This window comes from Vibrio sinaloensis (assembly GCF_023195835.1).
GTDB classification, from domain to species: domain Bacteria; phylum Pseudomonadota; class Gammaproteobacteria; order Enterobacterales; family Vibrionaceae; genus Vibrio; species Vibrio sinaloensis_C.
The window spans coordinates 2,071,388-2,086,176 of record NZ_CP096199.1; the positions used below are offsets into that span (position 1 = coordinate 2,071,388).

Annotated in this window: 16 protein-coding genes; 4 read left to right on the forward strand and 12 right to left on the reverse strand. The window is 49.7% G+C overall.

Translation table 11 applies throughout. The features are described from left to right. Nucleotides 1-35 precede the first annotated feature (35 nt). Entirely contained in the window at nt 36-2,171 is a 2,136-nt protein-coding gene (locus tag MTO69_RS09350) for an LruC domain-containing protein (RefSeq protein ID WP_432715635.1), read from the forward strand. 13 nt (nt 2,172-2,184) lie between these two features. Next, nucleotides 2,185-2,673: a hypothetical protein gene (locus tag MTO69_RS09355; RefSeq protein WP_248328615.1), complete on the forward strand. Its 489-nt coding sequence runs from the start codon at nt 2,185-2,187 to the stop codon at nt 2,671-2,673. A gap of 35 nt (nt 2,674-2,708) precedes the next feature. Here the strand turns inward: MTO69_RS09355 and MTO69_RS09360 are convergent, their stop codons facing one another. Then, nucleotides 2,709-3,239: an elongation factor P hydroxylase gene (locus MTO69_RS09360; protein ID WP_248328617.1), complete on the reverse strand. Its 531-nt coding sequence runs from the start codon at nt 3,237-3,239 to the stop codon at nt 2,709-2,711. A gap of 219 nt (nt 3,240-3,458) precedes the next feature. Between MTO69_RS09360 and MTO69_RS09365 the strand changes: the two genes are divergently transcribed. Then, nucleotides 3,459-4,082, forward strand: coding sequence for a trimeric intracellular cation channel family protein (locus MTO69_RS09365; RefSeq protein ID WP_248328619.1), 624 nt, complete (start codon nt 3,459-3,461; stop codon nt 4,080-4,082). A gap of 215 nt (nt 4,083-4,297) precedes the next feature. Here the strand turns inward: MTO69_RS09365 and aroC are convergent, their stop codons facing one another. Together aroC and prmB are read right to left on the reverse strand one after the other, a co-directional pair. After that, a complete protein-coding gene (gene aroC / locus MTO69_RS09370) occupies nt 4,298-5,383 on the reverse strand; it encodes a chorismate synthase (RefSeq protein ID WP_248328621.1) in 1,086 nt (361 codons plus the stop codon). 191 nt (nt 5,384-5,574) lie between these two features. Then, the gene (gene prmB / locus MTO69_RS09375; protein WP_248328623.1) at nt 5,575-6,507 is read right to left on the reverse strand and encodes a 50S ribosomal protein L3 N(5)-glutamine methyltransferase; all 933 of its coding nucleotides are present in this window, start codon (nt 6,505-6,507) and stop codon (nt 5,575-5,577) included. Between the two features lie 62 nt (nt 6,508-6,569). Here prmB and smrB point away from each other — a divergent pair, with 62 nt between their 5' ends. Next, entirely contained in the window at nt 6,570-7,100 is a 531-nt protein-coding gene (smrB, locus tag MTO69_RS09380) for an endonuclease SmrB (protein WP_248328625.1), read from the forward strand. Between the two features lie 9 nt (nt 7,101-7,109). Here smrB and flhB read toward each other — a convergent pair whose 3' ends face one another. Genes flhB through MTO69_RS09425 form a run of 9 tightly spaced genes read right to left on the reverse strand, consistent with a single transcriptional unit; the run spans nt 7,110 to nt 14,668 of the window. Further along, nucleotides 7,110-8,240, reverse strand: coding sequence for a flagellar biosynthesis protein FlhB (gene flhB, locus MTO69_RS09385; protein WP_248328627.1), 1,131 nt, complete (start codon nt 8,238-8,240; stop codon nt 7,110-7,112). Between the two features lie 8 nt (nt 8,241-8,248). Further along, entirely contained in the window at nt 8,249-9,031 is a 783-nt protein-coding gene (gene fliR / locus MTO69_RS09390; protein ID WP_248328629.1) for a flagellar biosynthetic protein FliR, read from the reverse strand. 8 nt (nt 9,032-9,039) lie between these two features. Next, complete coding sequence (gene fliQ, locus MTO69_RS09395) at nt 9,040-9,309, reverse strand: flagellar biosynthesis protein FliQ (RefSeq protein ID WP_248328631.1); 270 nt, start codon at nt 9,307-9,309, stop codon at nt 9,040-9,042. A gap of 13 nt (nt 9,310-9,322) precedes the next feature. Further along, complete coding sequence (fliP, locus tag MTO69_RS09400; protein ID WP_248328633.1) at nt 9,323-10,198, reverse strand: flagellar type III secretion system pore protein FliP; 876 nt, start codon at nt 10,196-10,198, stop codon at nt 9,323-9,325. Then, nucleotides 10,182-10,586, reverse strand: coding sequence for a flagellar biosynthetic protein FliO (gene fliO / locus MTO69_RS09405; protein WP_248328635.1), 405 nt, complete (start codon nt 10,584-10,586; stop codon nt 10,182-10,184). Before fliO ends, fliP begins: the two co-directional genes overlap by 17 nt. Before the next feature lie 13 nt (nt 10,587-10,599). Beyond that, nucleotides 10,600-11,010 carry a flagellar motor switch protein FliN gene (gene fliN, locus MTO69_RS09410; protein ID WP_248328637.1) on the reverse strand — a complete coding sequence of 137 codons (411 nt, stop codon included), beginning with the start codon at nt 11,008-11,010 and terminating at the stop codon, nt 10,600-10,602. 20 nt (nt 11,011-11,030) lie between these two features. Next, on the reverse strand, nt 11,031-12,080 hold the full coding sequence (fliM, locus tag MTO69_RS09415) for a flagellar motor switch protein FliM (protein ID WP_248328639.1): 1,050 nt from the start codon (nt 12,078-12,080) through the stop codon (nt 11,031-11,033). 7 nt (nt 12,081-12,087) lie between these two features. Next, nucleotides 12,088-12,585, reverse strand: a complete 498-nt coding sequence (gene fliL, locus MTO69_RS09420; protein ID WP_248328641.1) for a flagellar basal body-associated protein FliL — start codon at nt 12,583-12,585, stop codon at nt 12,088-12,090. A 34-nt stretch (nt 12,586-12,619) separates the two neighbouring features. Further along, a complete protein-coding gene (locus MTO69_RS09425) occupies nt 12,620-14,668 on the reverse strand; it encodes a flagellar hook-length control protein FliK (RefSeq protein WP_248328643.1) in 2,049 nt (682 codons plus the stop codon). Nucleotides 14,669-14,789 lie beyond the last annotated feature (121 nt).

A 14,789-nucleotide genomic window follows, 5' to 3' on the forward strand; every position in this document is an offset into this window, starting at 1 on the left:
TCATATGTTGATCATAAACTAGCGAGGAAGCACCAATGAGAATCACCCCCACCGCTTATCAAGCCGCTATGGTTACCATCGCTTTAACTGGCTCGCCGGCGGTTTTCGCACAAATGCCTTTTTCGCAGTGCCCGACACAAGCCTTCTTGATCCAAAACCCAACCGGAACCCCCGTGGCTTATGGTGTGAACATCGATGTCGGCAGCTACATCACTTTAGATTCCAATTTAGGCTTAGATAAGCTTAACGGTGTCGGTTACAGCAAGCACGATGACTTTATCTATGGATGGGATTACGGCAGCGCTTCACTCTCTCGTATTGACGCCACGTTTAGCAAAACCTTGTTGGACATTACCAAGCCAGTTGGCGCCCCCACTGCGATTTATGTTGGTGATGTGTCACTCGATGAAAACGCCTGGTATGGCTACCGACCAAACTACGGTTTGTATAAAGTCGACCTCGATAGTTTGGTTATGGAGCTTGCTTCTCCATCCAACCAGTTTGGCAATCCTGCCATCTACGACCTCGCTTTCCACCCTGACAACAGCTTTGCCTATTCTATCGATGCCAACGGCTACCTATGGCAGATTGATGTATTGGCAGGGACTTCAACCCGGCTTAACCAACTGTTGGATAAGAATGTGCTCGGTTATCGCCTGACTTTCGGTGCGGTTTACTTCGACGTTGATGGTAACTTTTACGCCAGCAACAACAGCAACGGCTATGTGTTTAAAGTGACAATCGATGGCACAGGTTCAACCGCGGAGTTCTTTGCTTATGGTCCATCCAGCAACTCGAATGATGGCGCTCGCTGTGCGTTAGCGCCTGTCGAACCCAGTGAGTATACCGACTTTGGCGACGCCCCTGACTCCTATAAAACCACCTTTGCGTCATCGGGAGCTCGGCATGGGATGTCTGATCTGAAACTTGGTACTTTGGTCGATGGCGAGACCGACGCTAACCCATATCCCTATAGCGACGACGCCTCTGATGGCAGCAACGACGATGACGGGATTCAGTTCCCCGTGCCTATTCAGGTTGGTCAAACAAGCAAAATCATCGCGACCGTCTCAGGGGCCACAGATAGCTCGGTACTCAATGCTTGGATAGACTTCGATCGTGATGGTGAATTTGAAGCGAGCGAAATTATCATCAGCGACCAGTCGGTAGACAGCAATACTGGCGATATCTTCTTTTCGGTACCCACTTGGGCGGTGGCAGGCGAAACCTGGGCTCGTTTTCGCCTATCCAATACATCGGGGATAGGCCCCAGTGGTGGTGTACCAGCCGGGGAAGTGGAAGACTACCTGATTGATGTCACTGAAAGTGGCGTGGTTACAGAGGTTTACCCAAGTGCAGGCGGCTTCACCACCTTTGCCTACGAAGATCAGTACCCTATGGTGGGTGATTACGATATGAATGACGTGCTAATGAACGTCAAATTCACCGAATACCAACTCAACAATCAGGTGATACGCGTCAAACTTGAGGGAAAGGTGGCAGCGTTAGGCGGTGACTATCATTCTGGTTTTGCGATTCGTCTGCCAGGGATCGCTCGTGAGGATATTAAAGCGGACTCTGTCGAGCTGTATGTCAACAATACGCTTCAAACTGACAGCTTAGAAACGGATACCACAGATGCTGTGTTTATCATCCATGAGGATCTTTGGGATATCACTGAACCTGGCGAAGCCGAAGGCTGCACCATGTTTAGAACTCAAGAGAGCTGTGGTACCAGTTATCGCCCTACCTGGCATTTGACCTTTGCCCTAGAAAACGCGGTGGATACCGACATTATGCCAAGTTTCCCTTATGACCCATTTATCTTTGCTTCACCCGGTCATTATTACGGCGACGTGGGCAATCAACTGAGCGGAGGCTATCCTGGACGTGCCCTTGAAATCCACCTTAAAAACCAGGCGCCAACCAGTAAGTTTGATGCTAGATACAAAACCTATGGGGTAGATGCCTCGACTGGCGAAACTCATTTCCACAACGCTAATGGTTTGCCATGGGCGATTGAGATTCCGACCACTTGGCGGCACCCACTTGAGCAACAAAACATTCTTAATGCCTATTCAAGGTTTGCTGAATTTGCCCAAGATGCCAGCGGTTTGACAGAACCGACCTGGTATACCGTTCCAAACAGCAACAAGATTTATGTCGACTAGAGGAGATAAAACGATGTGGAAATTACAATCAACCAAGCGACTTGGGCTGGCCATTATCTTTGTTCTCTCCGGTTGCGGTGGTGGCGGGGGTGGAGAAGGAGACTCTGCAGGTTCATCGGGGTCTGGCGCTACGGGCTCTTCAACACCTGCGCCCGCGAGTAGTAAAACGCCGGTTTCTCTCAGCACACTACAGATTGACCCGGCCAATAATCTGACTTCTGTTTACAAAGTGGATGTAGATGTCAGCTTGCCCCACTTAGCTGCATCGCAGGTTTACATTTCGATTTGTGACAATGCGGGCGGCAACCTAGAGTCAGTGGACTACAACAAGTGTTTGGTGAAAGCGGCGCTGCAATCTGGCATCGGTCGCTATCAGTTACAAGTGCCCAATCATTGTGACTCACTCATCGCCATCGTGTCGGTGATGGAACCCAATACCCAGCCGCTTGTGTACACCCTCAATCACAACAACCAAGCCGAAACCCAATGGTTTATCCAGTAATCTAGCACTCACAAGCCGCTCTCGGCGGCTTGTCGCTATTTGACTGCAAACATAGCGTAATCAAGCTCGGCAATCTGATAGTCACTGCGTAGCGCATCCGATAACATCTTCACCCGCAGTGGTAGCCCTTGCTCAAAAATCTTGCCCACCTCAGCATGGACTTTATGCATAAATGCCAAGCGATCTGGCTCAAAATCTCCGTTGAGATTGTCGCAACTGACGGTAAATGGAAATCCAGCACTCATCGATAAGATCCACTCATAGGCTTGAGGACGTATCTCGACTTTTTCAAATTCCGCTTGCACCGCTTCAGTGCGGCCATCTGGCTCATACCAGTAACCAAAATCTTCTAGCAGTCTGCGCTCAGGGCCAGCGACACACCAATGAGCGATTTCGTGCATTGCCGAAGCATAATAGCCGTGAGCAAAAATAATTCGGTGATAGCCCACCTCCTTATCCGCCGGAAGATAAATAGGCTCATCGTCTCCGAGTTCCAACTTGGTGTTGTAGTCAGAGTAAAAAGTATGATTAAAGATTCGAATTAGATCTCGATAGTCGTGGCTCATAGCAGTCTTGATAGCGTCAATAATTAGCGCCCGGCATTCTCGCATTTTTGCGCCGTTTTGCAAATCCACACCGTTAATGGCGACATTAGAAATAGTTATCCAACAAACGTTTTCGTGCTCACAAAATCTCACTCGTCAGCGCCAATGTTTACCACTACACTCAGCGCTTAATTTTTGGCTCAAGTCAGTCTCTACTCACTGTTTGTATTAGAGGTCATCATGCTGCTCAGTGTTTTGTATGTTATTGGTATTACCGCAGAAGCGATGACAGGTGCACTTAGCGCCGGTCGACGCAAGATGGATTGGTTTGGCGTGATGTTGGTTGCGAGTGCGACGGCGATTGGCGGTGGTACGGTGCGCGATATTTTACTCGGTCATTATCCGCTTGGGTGGGTGAAAAACCCAGAATTTCTGGCGATTACCTGCATTGCAGGGGTGTTAACAACAGGACTTGCGAAGTGGGTAATCAAACTTAAAGGGCTATTTATTCGCCTCGACGCACTCGGCTTAATCGTGTTTAGCATCATAGGGACCAAAGTCGCGATGGCGATGGGACATCACGCACTGATCTGCATGGTATCAGCCCTTGTTACTGGCGTATTCGGGGGTTTGCTGCGTGATTTAATCTGTCGTCAAACGCCTCTGGTACTGCATCAAGAGCTGTACGCATCGGTCGCTTTACTGGCCTCGGGCTTGTACCTAAGCCTACTTGAGTTAGGGGTCAACGATGTTACCGCCACCCTCACTACTTTAGTGGCTGGTTATCTCTTCCGCATGGCCGCGGTTCGATTTAAGTGGCGCCTGCCCTCGTTCCATCTAGAGGCAGAAGGCTCAATCCACTAACTAATACCAAACAGCATAAATATCTGGTCATTCTTGCTGGTTAAAATCGCTGATAGCGTCGTTATAGATTTTGTAGGTAGGTCAACTAGCTAGCTGCAATCTATGCCTTGCTCTCAGCGATTTTTCCTGCGCAATTATCTGATCACCTATTTATCCCGTCTGGTATAACCAAAACGGCTTCCCGAGGAAGCCGTTATTCATTGTTCTGTCTGCGCTTAGATTTTCGGTGTTTCTGTAGTCACACCATGGTTTTGTCCACGATGGCGCAGCAGGTGGTCTAGCACAACAATCGCCAGCATTGCTTCAGCAATCGGTACAGCGCGGATGCCAACACAAGGGTCGTGACGACCTTTGGTGATCAACTGAGTCGACTCACCTTGCTTAGTAATGGTTTCACCGGGAACCGTAATACTAGACGTTGGCTTAAGCGCGATATTGGCCACAATGTCTTGACCTGTAGAGATCCCGCCTAAGATGCCCCCAGCATGGTTACTGGCAAAGCCATTCGGCGTGAGTTCATCGCGGTGCTCACTGCCTTTTTGACTGACTACATCAAAGCCGTCGCCAATCTCTACCCCTTTAACTGCGTTAATGCTCATTAGTGCATGGGCAATATCGGCGTCTAGTCGGTCAAACACGGGTTCACCAAGACCAACCGGTACATTGGTCGCGACCACTTGCAGCTTGGCACCAATCGAGTCGCCTTGCTTTTTCAAATCACGAATCAATTGGTCAAATGCAGCAACTTTGTCGACATCTGGGCAGAAAAATGGGTTATTTTCTATTTCATCCCAATCCACTTTATCGATAGCAACGTCGCCCATTTGTGATAGGTAAGCTCGGATCTCAACGCCAAATTCCTGCTTGAGGTATTTCTTGGCGATAGAGCCAGCCGCAACACGCATCGCCGTTTCACGAGCTGACGAACGGCCACCCCCTCGGTAATCACGCACACCATACTTTTGGTGGTAAGTGTAATCGGCATGACCTGGGCGGAATTTGTCTTTGATTTCTGAATAGTCTTTTGAGCGCTGGTCTGTATTTTCAATTAACAGACCAATCGAGGTTCCAGTGGTCTTGCCTTCAAATACCCCTGATAAGATCTTCACTTCATCCGGTTCGCGGCGAGCAGTGGTATAACGAGAAGTCCCCGGACGACGGCGATCTAGGTCGATTTGAATATCGGTTTCAGTGATCTCAAGACCCGGGGGACATCCGTCGACAATACATCCTAGTGCGATACCATGACTCTCTCCGAATGTTGTCACTCGGAAATGTTGTCCGATACTGTTTCCTGCCATTACTTCCTCAACACTTTATTCGCTGTGACCACGTTTGCTTGTATACACAGCTTTACACTTCAATTCTTGGTAAATTCATAGTCGCCTTATTGCGGTTTGATGTAAACCCCCAAACGCTATTTTGCTCGCATAAAAAACGCCAAGTGAGACGATCTCTCACTTGGCGTTTCGGTTATCTATTTGAGACAGAATTAGTCGATGTAAAGCGCGAACTCATCTTTGTGTTCGACCAACTGTTCGCGGGTCAACATAAACACGCCATGCCCCCCATTTTCAAACTCCAACCAAGTAAATGGAATTTGTGGGTACTGCTCCATCATATGCACCATAGAGTTACCCACTTCACAGATAAGAATACCATTGTCGGTGAGATAATCTGGGGCGTTAGCCAGTATGCGGCGCACTAACTTAAGTCCGTCAGTGCCAGCGGCCAAACCCAACTCTGGCTCATGGGTAAACTCATCAGGCAAACTGTTCATGTCTTCTTGATCCACATAAGGTGGGTTCGACACAATCAGGTTGTACTTCTCTTTTGGCAAATCGCGGAATAGATCGGAACGAATAGGGAAAACTTGCTGTTCCATTCCGTGGTCTTGAACGTTCTGCTCCGCCACTTGCAGCGCATCGGTCGAGATATCAATCGCGTCCACTTCGGCTTCAGGGAAAGCATGCGCACATGCAATAGCGATACAACCGCTGCCGGTACAAAGGTCCATGATTCGGGTTGGCTGCTCCACTAACCAAGGTTGAAACTCTGCTTGGATAAGTTCACCGATTGGCGAACGAGGCACCAAAACACGCTCGTCGACGAAGAACTCGAGGCCGCAGAACCAAGCGCGGTTGGTCAAGTAAGCCACCGGCGTGCGCTCATTAATACGCTTAACCACACGCTCCACAATACGCATACGCTCACTGGTGGTTAGTCGAGAATTGAGAACATGAGGAGGCACATCAATCGGCAAGTAGAGAGTCGGTAGGATTAATTGCACTGCTTCATCCCACGCGTTGTCCGTACCATGACCATAAAAGAGGTTGGCGGCGTTGAAACGGCTCACAGTCCAACGAATCATATCTTGAAGCGAATGAAGTTCTGAAACCGCTTCTTCTACAAAAATCTTATCCAAAATTGCCTCCGAAAAGCGCTACAATACTGCACATTGCATTGTTCGATAGTAATAAAACTCCCATGAGCAAAAAAGACACCGAGATGGATGACGACTTCGCCCTTTTTAGGGATGCAGTACAAGGCGTAAAAAAGTTGTCACAGGATACCATAGTCCGCCAACCAAAAAGAAACAGTAAGCAAAAAGAAATTCGTCGTGTCGCCCGTGAAGCCAGCGATACCGAGTTCTACTTCTCTGATGAATTTGTGCCCTTACTCAGCGAAGAAGGGCCGACTCGCTACGCTCGTGATGATGTCTCACAATATGAAGTCAAGCGACTACGTCGGGGGGTGTATGTGCCTGATGTGTTTCTCGACATGCATGGCATGACTCAGCAGGAGGCCAAACGAGAACTGGGGGCAATGATTGCCTACTGCATCAAAAATGAAATCTCTTGTGCCTGTGTACAACACGGCATCGGTAAACACATTCTCAAGCAAAAGACGCCACTATGGCTCGCACAGCATCCGGATGTGATGGCGTTTCATCAAGCGCCGCTGGAGTTTGGCGGAGATGGTGCGCTCTTGGTGCTACTGTCCGTTCCAGAAAAGTAATGAAAAGTGCTACTGCCTTAACTCTGGAGGAATAGGCAAGTCGGCGGTTTTCAAGTTAGGTCGCTGACCACCGCGCTTGCGATACTGTTTCAACTGGAACACGTAAGCGAGGATCTGCGCGACGGCGGTAAACAAGCCGTCTGGAATTTCTTGTTCAAGCTCGGTTGAATGGTAGAGTGCTCGCGCTAAAGGCGGCGCTGGGACTACGTAGATATCGTGCTCGCGCGCTATTTCACGAATTTTCAGCGCCATATGGTCAGTCCCTTTGGCCACCACAATTGGCGCTCGATCCGTGTCTTGCTTATAGCGTAGTGCCACAGAGAAGTGCTCGGGGTTGGTCACAATCACGTCGGCCTGCGGCACTTCTGCCATCATGCGCCGCTGGGCAGCCTCACGCTGTAACATTCGAATTCGGCCTTTGACCTCAGGTTTACCTTCGGTATCTTTATACTCATCTTTGACCTCTTGTTTGGTCATTTTCAGTTGGTTGGCGTGTTGCCAAATCTGAAACGGAATATCAATCGCGACCACAATCAGCAAAGTGCAACTGATCAACAAGATAAAATCGAGCAAAATATCGAGCGCATGAAAGATGTTTTGTGGGTAGACATCCAAGCTCAGTTGAAACAGGTCAACTTGAGCGGCGTTAATGAGATAGAAAGCCATCCCTGACACCAGCGCGACTTTCAAAATAGACTTGATTAATTCGACCCAGCTTTGCAGCCCGACCATCCGCTTAAGCCCACTCAGTGGGTTCATTTTCGACCACTTTGGCATTGCCGCTTGAGCGGAGAAACTGATGCCGCCGACACCAGCGGCGCCGACTAGAGCCGCAATAAACAGCGTCACTAGAATTAGGACCAAGGGCATAATGAGCATACCCAGTGAGCCCAAAACGATATCGAACAGCTTTACCTGATCAAAAACTTCTTCACGCGATAGGCTAAACATTCGCTCCATATTAGAAAACAGAGCGCGTGCCAACCCCTCGCCAAACCACATCAGGGCAATGGCGCCTACCACTAATACCGATACCGACGCTAACTCTTTTGACCTTGCAACCTGCCCTTTTTCTCGAGCCTGTTGCAAGCGCCTGGGCGTGGCGTCTTCGGTACGTTCTTGACCGTCGGATTCTGCCATCTAGTCTCCTAACAGTTGAGCCGAATAAAACGACAGATTTGCTGCTCACCCTGTAACCAGAATAGCTCATAGTGGTTGTACAAGCCGGCAATAATGTACCAACAGAGCAGCAAGCCCACCATCAACGCGAACGCGAAACCGAGTGAGAAAATATTAAGCTGCGGTGCAGCACGAGTCATCACGCCAAACGACAAGTTGATGGTCAGCAAGGCGATAATGCCCGATAGCGACATACTCAGCGCCACCTTAAACATGATACCCAGCCACAATGCCAGTTCGCGAAAATCAACCGTGGTGAGAGAGCCGGTGCCAATCGGCAAGGATTTAAAGCTCATCACAACCAGCATAATCATCTTTAAGTGACCATCTGTGGCCAGAAAAAACATGGTCGAGAGGAACATGAATAGCTGACCAAGCAGCGGCGTGTTTTGTCCATTCGCCGGGTCAACCATAGAAGCGAAACCCAAACTCGATTGCATACCCAAGATTTGACCTAAGATAACAAAGGTTTGAATCATAAACTGAGTCACCGTGCCCATCGCGACACCGATGATGATCTGCTCAAGTAGGGTCATAAACCCGGCAAAAGAGAGCAGTTCGATATTGTCGGGTACCGCCGGAACCGCTGGCATCACGGCAAACGTAATCGCTAGCCCCAAGTAGAGCCTGACCCTTGTCGAGACAAAGCGAGCGCCAGTCACCGACATGACCATCAACATCGCCGCAATACGGGTGTAAGGCCAAAAGTAGTTGGCAATCCAGTCAAGTACAACGCTAGCAGGATACTCCATAACCGGACCTAGTAGAGAACTTGAGGTAAGCGTTCAATCAGACCAAAGAAAAACTCCATCAACATCTGCGTCATCCAATGGCCAAATAACATCAGCGCCAGAAGGGTGACGATCAAACGCGGTAAAAAGCTTAACGTCTGTTCGTTGATAGAGGTCGCGGCTTGGAAAATCGCCACCACCAAACCAATCAATAGACTGGGAATGATGATCGCAGACACCATGATAAGCACCATCCACAGTGCTTCACGAAACAGCTCGACGAACATTTCAGGAGTCATAATCTTCCTCCCGTCACAACGCGAAGCTGCCAGCGAGCGTGGATAGAATCAGGTTCCAACCGTCGACCAATACAAACAGCATCAGTTTGAACGGCAGCGAGACAATCATCGGTGACAGCATCATCATACCCATTGCCATCAGCACTGAGGCGACAACCAAGTCAATCACTAAGAACGGCAAAAACAGCATAAAGCCGATTTGGAATGCAGTTTTTAACTCTGAGGTGATAAAGGCCGGGATCAATACCGCCATCGACACCTCTTCAGGTGCGGTTGCGGTAGAACCAGAGATGTTAACGAATGTCTCCAAGTCTTTGACTCGCGTCTGCTTGAGCATGAAGTCTTTCATTGGCACTTGGGCTAAGTCAAACGCCTGGCGTGCACTGATCTGCTCGTTAATGTATGGCTGGATCGCATCATCATTAATCTTACTTAGCACCGGCGACATGATGAAAAACGTTAGGAATATCGCAATACCAATAATCACTTGGTTTGACGGAGTCTGTTGTAAACCCATGGCTTGACGCAATATCGACATCACCACCACGATCCGGGTAAATGAGGTCATCAGGATAACCATGGCGGGTAAGAACCCGAGCATGGTCATCAGGGCTAAGATTTGCAGGTTGATGGAATAGTCTTCGGTGCCATCGGGGTTAGTGGTCATGGTGAACGCAGGTATTCCAGCACCGCTGCCAGCAAATGTCCCAGTCGATATAGTGCGCGAGGCGCCCTGTTCACGCTCCATCGCTGACACAGTGACCGAGTCCGTGGCCGCAACATTCGCAGGAACAGAAGTGGCTAGCTCTTCCTCTGCTGATGCCACCCAGGTGACCAGTGACAGGACGCAAGCCAGTAATAGCGTGAATAACTTAGTCTTTGTGATCATTCTTCTTTAACAGCTGAGTCAGTTGATTGGAAAACGAACTGACCGCTAGCTCCTCCTGAGACAGTGGCTTATCCAACTTCGCGATGAGTTGAATCGACTGCGCCGTAGCACCGACCAAAAATTGCTCCTCTCCGGCCTGGACGATCATGATTCGTTCTCGGTGACCGACTGCAATTTGCCGCACGACACTAAGGCCCTTTTGATTGACCAACGCAGGCACACGCATCCGTTTCAGCAACCAAGCCAAAAGCAAAATAAAGGCAATAACGAACAAGAGCGACCCAAAAGTGGTCGCCCAGTCAAGTTGGCTACCTGTGGTGGTAGCCATCGCCGTTGGTGAAAGTAGAAGAAGCGAAAAAAGTAAGCGCTTCCTAACTTCTAACCTCATAAGTAACCTTACTCTATCTGAGTTTTTTAATACGCTCAGTCTGGCTAATCACATCGGTTAAACGAATACCGAACTTATCGTTGACCACCACCACTTCACCGTGTGCAATCAAGGTTCCATTTACCAAAACATCAAGGGACTCGCCTGCCAAACGCTCAAGCTCGACTACTGAACCTTGGTTGAGTTGCAGTAAGTTGCGGATACTAATTTGTGAGCGCCCGACTTCCATTGAGATGGTGACGGGAATGTCGAGAATCGTATCGAGTTTACGTCGCTCATCTTCCGAGATCGGGGGCGCTGTATCTTCGAGCTCATCAAGCTGAGCTGACATCACTTCATCGACATCAATCTCTGGCGCAGATGGATCCTCACCAAGAGCCGCAGCCCACTCATCCGCCAATTTTTGGTCGTCACTTGGTTCCATACCTGTTACCTATTTCTGTTTTATTCATCCATATCACCTTCATCTTCTTCTAGCTCAGAAATCACATCTTTGCCGAGGAAAGCAATATCGGTTTTAACTACATCTGGACGTTTGATCTTCTCAGAGACTTGCACCGCGAGCTTCTCACCAGAACGACCCATTTTCACCCGAAATGTCGGCAGTTCTTCAACAAACATCACCGCATGCTCGGGCATGTCGATTGGGATAATGTCTCCCGGTCGCAGCTCCATTAGATCGCGTAAGGAAATATCTTGTTCAAGTAAATCAACTCGGAAGTTAACCGGAACATCCATGATCTCTTCGCGTAGCGCCGTGCTCCAACGTACGTCGGTTTCCATTTTGTCAGATTGGACACCGGCATCTAGCAACTCGCGAATCGGTTCAACCATGGAGTAAGGCATCACCACATGGAAATCACCGCCACCACCATCGACTTCAATGTGGAAGGAGCTGACAACAATCACCTCGGTTGGGCTAACAATATTGGCCATACTTGGGTTTACTTCTGAATCCAGGTATTCAAACTCGACACCCATCACTGGTGACCAGGCTTCCTTGTAGTCCTCGAAGACAATTTTTAGCAGCAGCTGTACGATGCGACGCTCAGTCGGGGTAAATTCTCGCCCTTCAATACGAGCATGGAAACGGCCGTCACCACCAAAGAAGTTTTCTACTAGGATAAAGACCAAGCGCGCTTCCATGGTAATCAATGCTGTGCCTTTCAGCGGTCTAAAACGCACCATGTTCAAGCTGGTCGGGACGTACAAAGTATTTTGGTACTCACCAAACTTCATCATTTGTACGCCATTAATCGAGACTTCGGCGGTCTTGCGCAGCATGTTAAATAGACTGATTCGCATATGACGTGCGAAACGCTCGTTGATAAGCTCGAGCGTCGGCATTCGACCACGTACAATGCGGTCTTGAGATGAAAAGTCAAAGTCAACGGCACTCGTGTCCGAGGCAACTTCTTCCTCTTCTACCTCATCGACATCGTCAACACCGTGAAGAAGCGCATCGATCTCGTCTTGGCTTAGTAAATCAGTCACTGGTCACCTATTGCATTACAAAATCAGTAAACAAAACACGTTCGATGACCGGCTGGCCAACGGCGCGATTCAAACTCGCTTTGATATCATCCGTGGCTTTGTCGCGAAGTTCGACCCGACCATTGGTGGTTCGCAGTTGCTCAAGCGTCGCTGAGGCAAAAGTACTCAGCAGAGAGCTTTCAATCAACGGCGAATGGTAACGAGCAAGGTTTTCGTTTTCGCTGCCGCGAACCATCAACTGGACCTTAATCTGCACCAAGCGATCTCTCTTATCGCCGGTCACATTAAACAAAAACGGTTGGGGGATATTGACATAGGCCACGGGATCAACCGGCGCCACTGCCTGTTGGGCTGCCGCTTGCTGGCTTTCCCCCCCCTCGTCAGAGCCCAATAAGAAAAACGCTGCGCCACCGCCACCCACAAGCAAGACAACCACTGCGATAATAATGATCAGGAGCTTGCTTTTTCCCTTGGGGGCTTCTGTTTCGACTTCTTCAACTGCCATGCTTAACGTTCTCTATTTGTTCATTTTTTATAGTTTAAGCGTAATAACTAATTCCATCACGCTTTGCAGCGACATTCAAATCAAGATTGATGTCTGGTTCAAGGTTTTCTTCACCTTGGAAGCCCTGACTGCTGCCTCCTTGACCAGGATTGCCTTGTCCACCCTCTGCATAACGCTTTTGCTGCTGTCCAGAGGCTTGCTGTTGCACTGAGGTATCACCGAGCTGAACCCCCTGCTGCGCGAGCATCTCTCGCAGCCTTGGCATCGACTGTTCAATCACATCGCGTGCTTGCTGGTTGGCCACGGTAAAGTGAACTGTTGCCGCGTCTCCGTTCATGTTCATCCGAATTTGCATGCGACCTAATTCAGGTGGATCGAGTCGAATATCGATATTCTTAAGATTCTTCGACATCATCATCTGCATCCGCTCAGCTACTTGCTCACCCGCCAAGTCACGATTGAGCTGCAGTGGCGCTTGAGCTACTTGATCCGCTCTGGCTTGTGTCAGCGCATTGCTGCCCGGTTGCCCTGCCGCTTGTGCTAATTGCTGGGCAAAACCGCTGCTGCTTTCACTGCCCGCTTGGGCGCCTTCGGTTTTACCTGTTGTAAGCTGGCCCGCTCCTACTTTAGCGCCAAGCGCCGCTTTCAACAGCATTTGGTCCTGACTTACTGCTGCGGTTGGCGCTGCAGCAAGCTGTTGTAACTGACTCGCGGCAATATCGTTGGGCAATGGCACTGCCTGAGCTGCGCTGGCCTGAAGTGCTTGCTGTGCGAATTGCGCTTGAGCTTGCTGATTAACAATCGCATGGTGCACCGACTGAGCCACTGCGGCTTGTTGAGGCTTGGCTGATAGCTCTGATTTTAGCTTCAGTTCATCACTACTGACTTGCTCGGCTGACGCCCAAGGAATGGCCGCTGCAGTCGATGCTGCCGCTAGCTCTGGGGAAATCTGTTGCTCACTGTCGCCATCGCTGCTGGCAGCGCCCGTCAACACAGCCCCCGCAGCCACAGCACCCATACTTTGCGGCGCTTTCGCTATTGTCGCTGTCTCACCAGCGGCTACTAGCGACGCAGAAGTGAGTGTACTCGCCTGCACGTCACTTGGCGCCTCACTTACTACCGCCGTTGCTGAGCCTGTTACGACTTTATCTGGCTGCTCTGCGACAGCATCGGCTTGTTGCTCGGGTTTTAGTGAATCTTGCTGCTGAGGTTCAATCTCGATCTGTTCCGCGCCTGTATTAACTTGGCTTTGAGCCACTGCGGCTACGCTAACAGCAGCCGCGGCCGCTGCTCCGTTACCCGTAAGATTCTCCTGATCATCTTCAGCTGGCTGCGCCACCTGAGTCTCATCTGCCGAAGGTTCAATGAATCGCTGCGCAGACGCGGGAATCGTCGCGGTTTGCTGTTGATTCACGCTTGACGCGTCGGCCTCTTCACCATCAATCGCTGCCACTGCTTGTGTATGGTTCTCCTTAAGCACTGACTTATTAGTGTCAACAACCTCTGCATCTGCCGTTGCCTGCTGGTTGAGATTGGTTTTTGCTTCTTGGCTTGACACCGATAGCTTGGTTTCTTCATCGATGCTCGCTTCCACTGGCTCGTTGCCTGGTTGCTGAGCCTCGCTTTGTGCTGCTGCACGGCTAGATTGTGGTGGCAACTCTTTGCCGTCTTGAGCCTTAAGCGCTCGATTCGACTCATCTAAGCGCTGCAAGACTTGGTCGTTATCTGACACTATCTTAGCGGCATCGCTCTTTTCTTCAGGTGAGTCTTTCGCGGCTTTCACCGACTGCGTTTCATCGGCTTCGTTACTCTGCTCCAGTAACACCTCGGTCGACTGATCTTTCTCGCTAGACACTTTAGTTTTGCTTGCTTCACCATCAGCCGTTACCTCAGCCTCTGCTGCGACTTTTTCCGCAGATACACTAGCCTCACTGGTTTCTTGGCTGCTCTCACCTTTGATTAAAGCCGCCAACTTGGCAAAAAAGCCTCCAGACTCGGATGTTTCCGTTGTCGCCTCGCCACCTTCTGAGGCGGCAACAGTCGCTTTGGGACTCTCTGATACCGATGACAAGTTAATATTCATACGAGCTTCACTCACTGTAGTGCGCGCAGGTGGCGCTATCTGGCACAGACACGGTAAACAGCCTAATTCAGGTTGAATCCGAGTTTGTTAGGTTACGTTAACGTACGTGTTACCAGAGTTA

Coding starts and splice junctions, on each gene's coding strand:
- MTO69_RS09350 (WP_432715635.1), top strand. CDS start 36: ATGAGAATCACCCCCACCGCTTATCAAGCCGCTATGGTTACCATCGCT.
- MTO69_RS09355 (WP_248328615.1), top strand. CDS start 2,185: ATGTGGAAATTACAATCAACCAAGCGACTTGGGCTGGCCATTATCTTT.
- MTO69_RS09360 (WP_248328617.1), bottom strand. CDS start 3,239: ATGAGCCACGACTATCGAGATCTAATTCGAATCTTTAATCATACTTTT.
- MTO69_RS09365 (WP_248328619.1), top strand. CDS start 3,459: ATGCTGCTCAGTGTTTTGTATGTTATTGGTATTACCGCAGAAGCGATG.
- aroC (WP_248328621.1), bottom strand. CDS start 5,383: ATGGCAGGAAACAGTATCGGACAACATTTCCGAGTGACAACATTCGGA.
- smrB (WP_248328625.1), top strand. CDS start 6,570: ATGAGCAAAAAAGACACCGAGATGGATGACGACTTCGCCCTTTTTAGG.
- flhB (WP_248328627.1), bottom strand. CDS start 8,240: ATGGCAGAATCCGACGGTCAAGAACGTACCGAAGACGCCACGCCCAGG.
- fliR (WP_248328629.1), bottom strand. CDS start 9,031: ATGGAGTATCCTGCTAGCGTTGTACTTGACTGGATTGCCAACTACTTT.
- fliQ (WP_248328631.1), bottom strand. CDS start 9,309: ATGACTCCTGAAATGTTCGTCGAGCTGTTTCGTGAAGCACTGTGGATG.
- fliP (WP_248328633.1), bottom strand. CDS start 10,198: ATGATCACAAAGACTAAGTTATTCACGCTATTACTGGCTTGCGTCCTG.
- fliO (WP_248328635.1), bottom strand. CDS start 10,586: ATGAGGTTAGAAGTTAGGAAGCGCTTACTTTTTTCGCTTCTTCTACTT.
- fliN (WP_248328637.1), bottom strand. CDS start 11,010: ATGGAACCAAGTGACGACCAAAAATTGGCGGATGAGTGGGCTGCGGCT.
- fliL (WP_248328641.1), bottom strand. CDS start 12,585: ATGGCAGTTGAAGAAGTCGAAACAGAAGCCCCCAAGGGAAAAAGCAAG.
- MTO69_RS09425 (WP_248328643.1), bottom strand. CDS start 14,668: ATGAATATTAACTTGTCATCGGTATCAGAGAGTCCCAAAGCGACTGTT.